This is a genomic window from Pantoea graminicola (genome assembly GCF_048452665.1).
In the GTDB taxonomy this organism is placed as follows: domain Bacteria; phylum Pseudomonadota; class Gammaproteobacteria; order Enterobacterales; family Enterobacteriaceae; genus Pantoea.
Genome location: NZ_JBLWSJ010000001.1, coordinates 770,865 through 782,138, shown reverse-complemented (window position 1 = coordinate 782,138; position 11,274 = coordinate 770,865). Strand labels below are relative to the sequence as shown.

The window sequence follows — 11,274 nt, the reverse complement described above, 5'->3', positions numbered from 1 at the left end:
ATAAAATCAATGAGTGAGATCGTAACATACAGGCATGCAATAATTAAAATTCCAGAACAATCATCATAATGCCCACATTATTCAGGTGCGAGGATTGATACCAGTACCGCACCATCTCGCTATCATGCCAGAAAGTGAATAACTCAGGATTTATCACAATGCATCTGACACGTCAGCCAGCACTTCTTAGCGCCTGTTAAATCGCGAGCAGAGCGGTTTAAGCAGGCTGTTATGCAATCTGAACCTGCCACTAATTATAAACATGCCGGATTCATCAGTCTGAATTCATTGCACACTCAGGCATCCATCTGAAGCTGTTTTTAAATTCGACCCAAATATCTGTTAATTTTTGTGGGTTAATTCTTTTATATCTTTCAGCTTATCGATTGCCATCTTATTATCTTTATTGGTATTACTGATGGTTTTATCCAAAAGCTGATTAAAAGTTACATTATTAACATCAGTAATATTTGCATCTGCGCCATGATTGAGAAGGTATTCAACCTGATCATATTGTTGACCATACATACCTTGAAAAATTGCCGTTTGACCTAAGCTATCTTTTGCATTGACATCAGCACCAATCTCTACGAGATATTTAAGAGTCGCGAAGGATCTTTCATTGGTTGCATAAAATATTATCGGCGTACTTACAAATCTCGCATTTTTATCCATCCCGCCTTTAATTAAGGCTTTAAAAAACACAGGGTCTGCGTATCCCGCTGTATTCGTTGCCACAGATCCCATGTCGACAACGTATTGGACAGGATTAGCGCCATGTTTTACTAACGCACTCATTACATTAAGTCTGTTAACATCTTTATTTGAAGCTTCGCTAAGGGCATAATACAGAAGCGTAAGTCCTTTCTCGCCGGGCTTATTGAGATCAGTTTGCTCTGACAATTGAGCCACCTTATCCGGGTCACCATTCTGAATTGCTTTTGCCAGTTGCAACTGGCTTCCTGAAAAATGCTTTTCAGGAAAGATTTCGGCCCTGTGACTAAAAAACTGGAAAATCACTAAAAAAGCAACAAAAAATAAACTTAACAGCCTGATAATATTCAAATTACTCACCACCCTGACATCGAATGACTCATTTATGGTAAAAACATAAAAAATTCATTCTTCTGCAAAGAAGTATTTGAAGCTACAAATGAATACCAGAATTTTTATTCAAAATTTATAATTTGATGGACTATAGCCTGCTTTCATTTCTCAATGAATTAAAATGCCTCTGATTTTATTTAACTTACACCATCAACCTGGCTTCAAATCATTTTAACTGGCATGCAATTAAAAGCCAGCCAGATTTTATATGCAGATAGACATTTTATCTGAGCAACTAAACAACGCTATCTGAACAGAAGACTTATAAAGGCATTTATTCTGATACAGAAAAAAATGACAGTTTGTTCTCATTAAGAGAAATTCCATGATTTTGAAAAAAAAAGTAACGTCATTCCTGCTTTGCCAGAAAGGTTAAGCTCTGTATTAAAAATTAGAGCTTTTAATTCATTGTAATTTCAATTGACAGTAGCTTATTAGATTAAAAGATACCAGCCAAAAAAGTACTCTTCTGGCGAAGCTTTCCCACCACTTTAACAAATAACTACAAACCTGCGAAAACAACATGAATAAATATACATGCTATTTTTTACTTAATGTCGACTTGCTAATAATATTTTATTTTTTGGCACTCATTAAAATATTAAAAACGTCCTTGTTATAAAAATCCAGAGCTTTACCAAGTAAAATTAAATAACCTATTGATGCATAAGCCCGCCCTTCCTCTTCGCAATCTCTTGAACTTCGAGCAATTTGTTATGTGCTGCACCCTTATCGCTACCATTATTTTTTATAGTATCGTCTAGCTGACGCATAAAAGACCAGCCAGTATTTTTTTCGACCGCATTCGGGTTAGCACCATTTTCAAGCAGCCATTCCACAGTATCCAGCTGCATTCCATCCAGCGCATGCATTAAGACCGGCCTACCCAAACTATCATCCTGATTGATATTAGCCCCTCGTTTAACCATCAATTTAAGAGTTGATAAAGTATTGTCCGAAGCTGCGCGATAAAAAACTGGACGTCCCCTGACTTTAGTGTTCGGACTCATGCCGCCATCCAGTAAAGCTTGCATATATGCCGGATAGGGAGAGGTAGCTAATACTTCTGCAACATACCCTACATCCGGTACATCCTGTAAAGGATCCGCCCCAGCCTTAACTAATTCGCGAATTATTTCCATTTGATGCTGACTTCTATCTTTAGCATTCTGCACAGCGAAGAATAATAAAGTCATGTCCTGTTGACCCGGTTTGTTAAGGTCTGTATCTGGTGCAAGCTTACTAACTTCTGAGACGTTTCCGCTTGCTATCGCTTGTGCTATAGATAACTGAGTTCCGTGAAAATATTTTTCCGGAGGGAGTTTATTCATTGCATTACATCCTGATGCGGCAAAAAAAATTAATACCCAGATACGGCTCATTGAAATCTTGATTAAGTTAATAAACATACAAACTCCTTATGTAGCGAGCAGAATTGCTTCGTCATCATGCTTCTCCATCTCTATACAATGTTTGACCTGGTCCATACCATGCATGTCTATTGCATTACCTTGACCACCCTGAAGCTCATGCTTTATGCCAACTGCAGCAGGGGACATTACTAAGCCTGTTCCTAAAGCACCACCAGCAATAGCGCCCCACGGCCCAAAACTTTTAAATCCTGTCAATCCTAGCCCACCGATAACTGCTGCTCCCCCCCAAAATCCAGGTTCCTGTACCCTTGTTAATATTTCGCCTTTCACACGATAAGCGGATATATTTTCTTGTTTTTGCGATGATGGATTTTCTCCGCTGTACTTTTTCACTGTAGATGATTTTAGTCCTGCAGCATTAAACGTCCATCCTGTTTTTCCGCTTGAGCGTGCAGCAGCAGATGCCAGCCCTCCCCCCAAAGAATGACCAGTTAAATCGATGGGGGCCGATGAACGTTTCACCGCTTTACCTATGTTTACCGCTTGCTTATAGTAGCTTGAATCAGCACCAATGCTTTGCTGCACATTATTTTTCCAGTCAACAGCTTCTTTCATTCGTGTACCCCGAAAAACTACAGAAGCGGACATGTCCTTGCCGAATGTTGCTTCATCCGGCTCATACACGCGTGACCTGAATCCAGGCTCTGCTGGTACTCTCAAATCGTCTGGATGAATGTTGTATTTAGCCAGTGCCTTAGGATCGTCACTGATATCTTTCCATCCTTCCGGTATATCGGGCATAGGCTTACTGGGGTCTCGAGGTTCATAAACGTAGTCTGCTAACCTCGCTTTCTCCATACCCGTATTATTTTGTTCAAGCCGCAAGGCTGCCTGCACAACTTTTGGATCTTTGCTATTTTTTCCTTTTTCAATCAGCGATTTACGCCTCTCCCATGTTTCTTTTTTGGTCAGGTTTCCGCCACGTCCACCCAGAGCTTTGCCATTCATGGCAAACAGATCCTGCACACGATTCAGGGGAAAACCGCCAATATACGTATCTGGGCTATGCTCTATTGACCAACAATCTCCCTCAACTGTTCCACTGACCACTCCTTTGTTACGACCTGCAGCATCCCCAATCGTAGTAGGCACATAGCTAATTTTATAGACAAACGCTGGATGGCCGTTGAATTTCACGTTGTCGACGGTGCTCTTTGAAGGTGCGAGTGTAGCCGTTACAGGATAGGGAACCGGAGGCTGAATACCCGGGGTAAAACAGAGATCCGGCGCTAATCCGACAACTTTGTACACACCGTCCTTTCGTGCGGCGTAATTATCAGCCATGGCGTTGCACCCCGTTGATAAGCGTCAGGAGCGAAGGGGGTAATGGAATAAAACTGTCATCCTGACTATCGGTAAGCTGTTGCTGCGCACGCTGTATCATTAGTTTTCGCTCATTAACCGCGATAAAACGTAGCTCAGTCATTGCAGGTGCAAGTTGTTCGGAAAATACAGCACGATAGCTGCAATGCACCTTGCGCGTCGGGAGATCAATAACGAGCGTATCGAGTTGCAAATCATAAGTAATTCCCGCGCCCTCCTCAGTTGTCACAAAGGCAAACAGTGTTTCTACCGGCACAGAAAAATCGATTTGCTGTCCACTTTTTTCCTGTTGAGATATCAGATTTTTGAGTGTGACCGGAATTTGTGTCAGGGGTTTTGGCAATGGAAATTGCATCCAGGGATGCGCACCGCACCAGTAATCGAACTGAAAATCTGCTGGCAGAAACGGATGGCGATGCTGCTTCCACGTTTCATCATAAGTTCCGGCAAATGAAATGCGCGGATGCCAGCCCCGCCCATAGAAACCAAAACCAGCAGGCAGATTTTCGTCTTCGATGTTTTTTACAGGCTGCGGTAGCAGTTCGAACTGCGGAGCCGGAATGCATTGAAGTTTGAGCGCTTTTTGAGCTTTTATTGATAACCAGCCAATACCAACACTGTTAGCAGATGAAGCCATCTCTTCGCCACCTTCCAGCCTGTAATAACCTCCCTGAGCGAATTCATAGCGTAAATCAACATGAGCCACTGGCTTAGCGTCCGTAAGCTGCCAGCTGGCGACCATTTTTCGCCATTCCCGCGGACCATAAACATTCAGCAGACGGGTAAAATCACCAATACGTGCACCCACAGTAAAATGCCGGGCAGGTTTATCTTCAGGTGCCCATGCAGTGCCATTGATCACCACATCCAGCCGGGGTTTATAAGGAGCCAGGTCACTTTCAAAACGCACACTACTGATGCCTGGTTCATCGAAATATTGATCTTCCTCTGCCAGTTCACCCTGATCTTCACACAAAGTCAGCTCGCCGGTGATAATATTCAGATCGTAGCTGACACGTGTCACAAGCACGTTAAAACCATGGTCGTGCTGATCCAGCGACTCAAACAGCAGCGCCGGAAAGGCGCTATGATTGGCAAAATTTTCCATAATCAGTTGATGTCTATCTGTGTGCCATCGATATCAATCACCTTCTCACCAACCAGCTTGATTTTATTCGCGCTGATGGTGATGGTGCCGTTCTGCTCGAGCACAATCATCGATTCGCCACATACCAGGGTGATTTTGTCTTCAGCACTGAACTCTGCATTTGTTCCGGCAGAAAGTGCGATATCCCGCCCGGCATTCAGCGAATATTTCATAGCGACATTGTGCATCTGCATTGCGCCGACATTAGTCATCCAGCCAGCGCCGACATTGAGCACATAGGCTGCGCCGATATTCGTGTTCTGCGCCAGGCCAACATTGAGCATTGACGCCAGAGCAATCGTTTCAGTTTTCGTCTGATCCACTTTCAGTGTCTGATTGCCATTTATCGTTACCGACTGATTCTGCCCAATCCGCACTTTCTCATTCTGATCGACCGTTTCGGTGCGATTGCTATGCACGGTGATGGTTTCATTACCATCCACCGTCTCAGTACGGTTCTGATGAACGGTAATGGTTTCATTCTGATTGACCGTTTCAGTGCGGTTTTTCTTCACCTCGGTGGTTTCATTGCCACCGATGGTTTTGGTCCGGTTGCTGCCAACACTGAGGGTTTCATTGTTTTCCACCTCCGTGTCCATGTTCTTTTCAGCATGCAGCCAGACCTGCTCTTCACCCGCCTTATCCTCAAACCTCAGCGCATTCGCGGTGTCCGCCGTGCCATCCTTCGACCGGCTCAGGAACCCCATCTGCGTCGCCGCCGCCGGCAGCGCCCACGGCGGCATGCTCGCCTCGTTGTACACGCGGCCGATGATCAGCGGACGATCCGGGTCGCCGTTGATGAAGTCCACCACCACTTCATCGTTCACGCGCGGGATCTGCACCCCGCCGAACCCCTGGCCCGCCCAGGCGCTGGAGACGCGCACCCAGCAGGAGCTGGTGTCATCGCCCTTCGCCAGCCGGTCCCAGTGAAACTTCACCTTCACCCGCCCGTAGCGGTCGGTCCAGATGGACTCGCCTTTCGGCCCCACCACCTTCGCGGTCTGCGGGCCGTGCGTCTTCGGCCACGGCGTCTCCGGCGGCGTGCGCCACGTCACCGATGACGGCAGCACCGTGAAGTCGATGTTGTGGCGGCTCGCCCCGCCGTCGCCGCTGGCGTAGGGGTTCTCGGCGAAGTCATAGGTGGCCGAGGTCACCAGATACTCGCCGTTGTCGCTGAAGTGCGGCGCGTTGAGTATTGAGAAGGTAAAGCCCGGCGCGATGCCGGTGGCCGTGCCCGACCCGCTGACGCGGTGATGCTCCGCCTGCCATACCTGCTGGCGGATGCGCGCGTAGGACTCGCCGTGGCTGTGGTCGACAAAATGGCCCGGCCAGTCGTAGACGTCCACCGACCCCGGCACCGGCGACGCCGGGTTCTGCCGCGCCTGCAGCATCCACGCGTTCGGCTTGCGGAAGTCGTAGTCGTCGGTGCTGTAGATGCCCGGCGTCACGCTCTCCGCCAGCGACCACTGGCTGATGCCCTCTTCCGTCACTACGCCGCCCGACGGGGTGACGTGGTAGGGGATGGTCCCGTAGCCCGGAAACGCCTGATGCTGGTCCGGCGCGTCGCACAGCACCAGCGTATGCCTGTCCGCCTCGTGGCGGAAGAAGTAGTACATCCCCTCCAGCTCCATCAGGCGGCTGATGAAATTCAGGCTGCTCTCCTGATACTGCACGCAGTACTCCCACACCCGGTAGCTGCCCGCCAGGCGCGTCTCGACGTTCACGCCGTACTCCTTCAGCAGCGTCTGCACTATCTGCGGCACCGTCTGGCTCTGAAAGATGCGCAGGTTGCGGTCGCGCTGCATCGGCCACAGGTCCGGCTCCACCGTCAGCTCATAGCACGCGTAACGGGTGCCGCTCAGCTCCTGGCTGCGCACCGCGACACGGGTGATTTTACCGTTGAAGTAGCGCGGGTTCAGCGCGTTCATCAGGCCGCCGGCCGGCAGCGTGAAGGTCACCGGCTGGCCCAGCAGGGCGTGGCGGTCGATGCGCGCATCGGTGGAGAGCAGCTCGGCGGTGAGCACAAACGGACGCGAAAGCGTTTCGGTGCCCCTGAGCGTGTGGAACAGCAGGCCGTCCGCCGGCAGCTGTGCAGTAATGCGTGAGAACATAAGTAATCCCTGACTTTTAACTGTGTGGATCGAGCAACCAGACGCCTTCTTCGCTGATGGTCAGCGTCTGCTGGCGGGTGCCGTTCTGGCCGCTGATGGCGAAGGTGTAGCTACCCGGTGCCAGTTGCAGCGTGGCGAAGCCGTTTACCGCCGGCACCAGCGCCTGTGGCTGACCGTTCACCTGAACACGCTCACCCTGCTGCAGACGGATATAGACCTGCGCGACCGGCGCGGCTGGCGGTGCCGGTTGCGGCTCCGGTGTAGCTGTAGGGGCGGGTTCGGCACGCTGGACCGGCGTGCTGGCGACCGTCTCTGTGGGTTCGTCCGTCTGGGTTGGCGGCGCGGTAACCGCAGGGCTGGCCGGTGTAGTCGTGGCGGCAGGCGCGTTGTTCTGCGCCGTTTCCGCCGGTGGCGTCGCCTGCTGGCCGCCCGACATCAGCAGCCCCGCACAGAGGCCCACCAGCACACCCGCGGCAACCAGGCCCGGCAGCGCAAACCGGTGTCCCAGCCATGTTTTCAGCGGCGAGTCGGGTTTGCTGACCACCTGCTCTTCGACAGGCACCAGCATGGTGCCCGGCCCGCTGATTCTGGCGCTCAGCAGCGGTTCCGGTTCGCGTTCCGGCAGCGCCATCAGCGCCGCAAAATCATCGATGCTCTGTGGACGATCTTCCGGTTTCAGCGCCAGCGCGCGATCTACGGCGCTCAGCAGCGATGCGGAGTAACCCGCCAGACGGCGCTGCACCAGCGGCTGATAGTTATCTTCGATGCTGCGAACCACGCTCACCGGCGGCGGCGCCCCGGTAATCAGGGTATGCAGCACCGCGCCCAGCGCGTAGATATCGGTCCATGCGCCCTGCTCGCTCTCGTCGTTGTCGCTGTACTGTTCAATCGGCGCATAACCGGGACGCAGCATGGTCTCGCTCTCATCGGACAGGTTTCCGATGGTTTTCCGGGCCGACCCGAAATCCAGCAGGATCGGCTCGCCGCTGCTCTGGATCTGGATGTTATCCAGCGAGATATCGCGATGCAGATAACCCGCCTCATGGATGGTTTTGATCGCCCCCAGCAGCGGCGGCAGCAGGCGACGGATCCAGGTTTCATTGACCGACTGCGGATTGCGCTCGCGGAAGCTGGAGAGCGTGGTGCCGCTGTAGAACACGGTGCCCATATAGGCGGTGTCGTTCTGCACCCAGAAACGCAGCACATGCAGCAGGTTCGGGTGATTGAAGCGCGCCAGCAGTCGCGCCTCCTGAATAAAGCTGTTCAGTCCGGCGTGAAAGGTTTTGCTGAAACGCTCACTGCGCAGCACCAGGTTGAGGTCATCGCTGCGCACCGCCAGCGAGGCGGGCATAAACTCTTTAATCGCGATATCGCGTTCCAGCTGGTGATCCCAGGCGCGATAGACGATGCCAAAGCCGCCACCGCCGATGACCTCTTTGATTTCAAATTCATTGAAGCGGTAACCCAGCGGCAGGGCGTTGGGGACATTCAGGGGTTGATCATGTTCCGACATATTCGAAAACTCTCTGATAGCTAACGGCTTTAAACAGCAAACTGGCAGACAAATTCGCCCTGCTCACAGCGCACATCTACGCGGCGATAGCGTTCATCGCGGGCGTGGGCGCTCAGCAGTATCTGGCTCATCTGCGGTAACAGCGTGTTGGTGAGGATGGCGTCAACCATGCGACCGCCCGACTCCACCTCGGTGCAGCGCCGGACGATCTGGCTGACCACAGACTCATCGATCTGCGCCTCAATGCCGTGGTTGTCGGCCAGACGCCGCACGATGCGCGCCAGCTGCAGCCGGACAATCTCCGCCAGCATCGCATCGCTGAGCGGGTAATAGGGCACCACCAGCAGACGGCCCAGCAGCGCAGGCGGGAAGACCTCCAGCAGCGGCTTACGTAGCGCGGTGCTGAGGGCATCGGGATCGGGCATCAGTTCAGGATCGGCGCACATGGCGCTGATCAACTGCGTGCCGACGTTCGAGGTCAGAATGATAATGGTGTTGCGGAAATCAATGTGGCGACCCTCGCCATCCTCCATCCAGCCTTTGTCGAACACCTGGAAGAACAGCTCGTGCACATCGGGATGCGCTTTCTCAATCTCATCCAGCAGCACCACGCTGTAGGGGCGACGGCGCACCGCTTCGGTCAGGACGCCACCTTCCCCGTAGCCGACGTAGCCCGGCGGTGCGCCTTTCAGCGTGGACACGGTGTGTGCTTCCTGGAATTCACTCATGTTGATGGTGATGATGTTCTGCTCGCCGCCGTAGAGCGACTCCGCCAGCGCCAGCGCAGTCTCGGTTTTACCCACGCCGGACGGGCCGCACAGCATAAAGACGCCTGCGGGCTTGTCGGGATTATCCAGACGCGCGCGCGTGGTGCGCACCCGCTTCGCAATCAGCTCCAGACCGTGGCGCTGTCCGATGACGCGCTGGTTCAGGGTGTCCGCCAGATTCAGCACGGCGTCGATCTCATTCTTCACCATCCGGCCCAGCGGAATGCCGGTCCAGTCTGACACCACGGCAGCCACCACGCCTGCATCGACGGCGGCAAACAGCAACGGGGCCTCGCCCTGCAGCGCTGTGAGCTGCTGCTGCGTGGCGTCGCGCTGTTCGCGCAGAGCCGGGTCATCTTCGGTGACGCAGCGGGCGCGCAGCGCGATCAGCGTCTCAACCAGCTCACGCTCCTGCAGCCAGCGCTGTTCCAGCGCATCCCGTTCGGCCTCCAGGGTCTGGCGCTCGTCTGCCATCGCCTGCTGGCGGGTCACATCGCCCAGTCCGACCCGGATTTCGCGCGCGACGATCTCCGCTTCAATCTCCAGTGCGGCCAGACGATGCAGGCAATCCTCCAGCGCCGCCGGCTGTGCGCCCTGGCTGACCGCGACACGGGCGCAGGCGGTGTCCAGCAACGCCACTGCTTTGTCGGGCAGCTGGCGCGCCGGAATGTAGCGATGCGACAGTTTTACCGCCGCAGTGACCGCGTCATCCAGCAGCAGCACCTGGTGATGCTTCTCCAGCGCGCTGACGGTGCTGCGCAGCATCAGGATCGCTCTGGCCTCATCCGGCTCCTGCACCTGCACGGTCTGGAAGCGACGGGTCAGCGCCGGATCTTTTTCGATGTACTTTTTATATTCCGCCCAGGTGGTGGCGCCGATGGTGCGCAGCTGGCCGCGCGCCAGGGCCGGTTTCAGCAGGTTGGCGGCATCGCCGGTGCCCTGCTGACCGCCCGCACCGACCAGGGTGTGGATCTCATCGACAAACAGCACAATCGGCGTCGGGCTGGACTGAACCTCATTGATCAGCGCCTGCAGCCGCGCCTCAAACTCCCCTTTCATCCCGGCACCGGCCTGCAGCAGGCCGATATCCAGCAGCCAGAGCTGCACGTCGCGCAGCGGCGCAGGCACATCACCCGCCGCGATACGCAGCGCGAGGCCCTCGACCACCGCGGTTTTACCGACGCCCGCCTCGCCCGTCAGCAGCGGATTGTTCTGGCGGCGGCGCATCAGGATATCCACCATCTGGCGGATCTCGTCATCACGCCCGGCTACCGGGTCGATTTTGCCGTCGCGGGCGCGGGCGGTTAGATCCTGTCCATACTGCGCCAGGGTGCTGCCGCCTGCGGCAGGCGGCACGCCTGCGCTCTCTGCCGGGGCGCTCAGCGCCTGCTGCGCCTCTTTGCTGCTGCTGAGCAGCGCATCAAAGTCCGCCAGCAGGGCATCGGCGTTGACGCGGCTGAACTGGCCGGAGATGCCTTTCAGTACGCTGGCCAGGTTGAAGGTTTTGAGGAGGCCGACCAGCAGATGGCCGCCGCGAATGCGGGTTGCGCCATATTTCAGCGAGGCGTAAACCCACGCCCGCTCGACGGCGCTGTCGATATGCTCGGAGAGGTCGGAAACCGCACTGGCGCCGCGCGGCAGACGATCGAGAGCGGCCACGATATCCTGGGTCAGCGCCTTTTCGTCCAGTGAAAAATGTGTGATGACCTGCTGTAAGTCGCCATCCTGCTGCTGCATCAGCTGATGCAGCCAGTGCACCAGTTCAACATACGGATTGCCGCGCAGTTTGCAAAAGGCGGTGGCGCTTTCCAGCGAGGTAAATAACAGCGTATCCAGTTTGCCGAACAGTACGGCACGGCTGATTTCTGACATA

General features: G+C 53.9%; 7 protein-coding genes. All 7 read right to left on the bottom strand.

Annotation, left to right across the window (positions count from 1 at the left end; all coding sequences use genetic code 11):
- Positions 1–342: 342 nt before the first annotated feature.
- The 7 genes from ACNY69_RS03820 to tssH all read right to left on the bottom strand — a co-directional run bounded on the left by ACNY69_RS03820 (position 343) and on the right by tssH (position 11,273).
- The gene (locus tag ACNY69_RS03820) at positions 343–1,065 is read right to left on the bottom strand and encodes an ankyrin repeat domain-containing protein (RefSeq protein WP_418797346.1); all 723 of its coding nucleotides are present in this window, start codon (positions 1,063–1,065) and stop codon (positions 343–345) included.
- A 698-nt stretch (positions 1,066–1,763) separates the two neighbouring features.
- The gene (locus ACNY69_RS03815; protein ID WP_418797345.1) at positions 1,764–2,516 is read right to left on the bottom strand and encodes an ankyrin repeat domain-containing protein; all 753 of its coding nucleotides are present in this window, start codon (positions 2,514–2,516) and stop codon (positions 1,764–1,766) included.
- Between the two features lie 9 nt (positions 2,517–2,525).
- Positions 2,526–3,824, bottom strand: coding sequence for a DUF4150 domain-containing protein (locus ACNY69_RS03810; protein ID WP_418797344.1), 1,299 nt, complete (start codon positions 3,822–3,824; stop codon positions 2,526–2,528).
- A complete protein-coding gene (locus tag ACNY69_RS03805; protein WP_418797343.1) occupies positions 3,817–4,971 on the bottom strand; it encodes a DUF2169 family type VI secretion system accessory protein in 1,155 nt (384 codons plus the stop codon). The genes ACNY69_RS03810 and ACNY69_RS03805 overlap by 8 nt, the downstream gene beginning before the upstream one ends.
- Before the next feature lie 2 nt (positions 4,972–4,973).
- Positions 4,974–7,121 carry a type VI secretion system Vgr family protein gene (locus tag ACNY69_RS03800; RefSeq protein ID WP_418797342.1) on the bottom strand — a complete coding sequence of 716 codons (2,148 nt, stop codon included), beginning with the start codon at positions 7,119–7,121 and terminating at the stop codon, positions 4,974–4,976.
- Positions 7,122–7,137: 16 nt separating this feature from the next.
- Positions 7,138–8,634, bottom strand: coding sequence for a serine/threonine protein kinase (locus tag ACNY69_RS03795; protein ID WP_418797341.1), 1,497 nt, complete (start codon positions 8,632–8,634; stop codon positions 7,138–7,140).
- Positions 8,635–8,663: 29 nt separating this feature from the next.
- Entirely contained in the window at positions 8,664–11,273 is a 2,610-nt protein-coding gene (gene tssH / locus ACNY69_RS03790; protein ID WP_418797340.1) for a type VI secretion system ATPase TssH, read from the bottom strand.
- Between the last annotated feature and the right edge of the window lies 1 nt (position 11,274).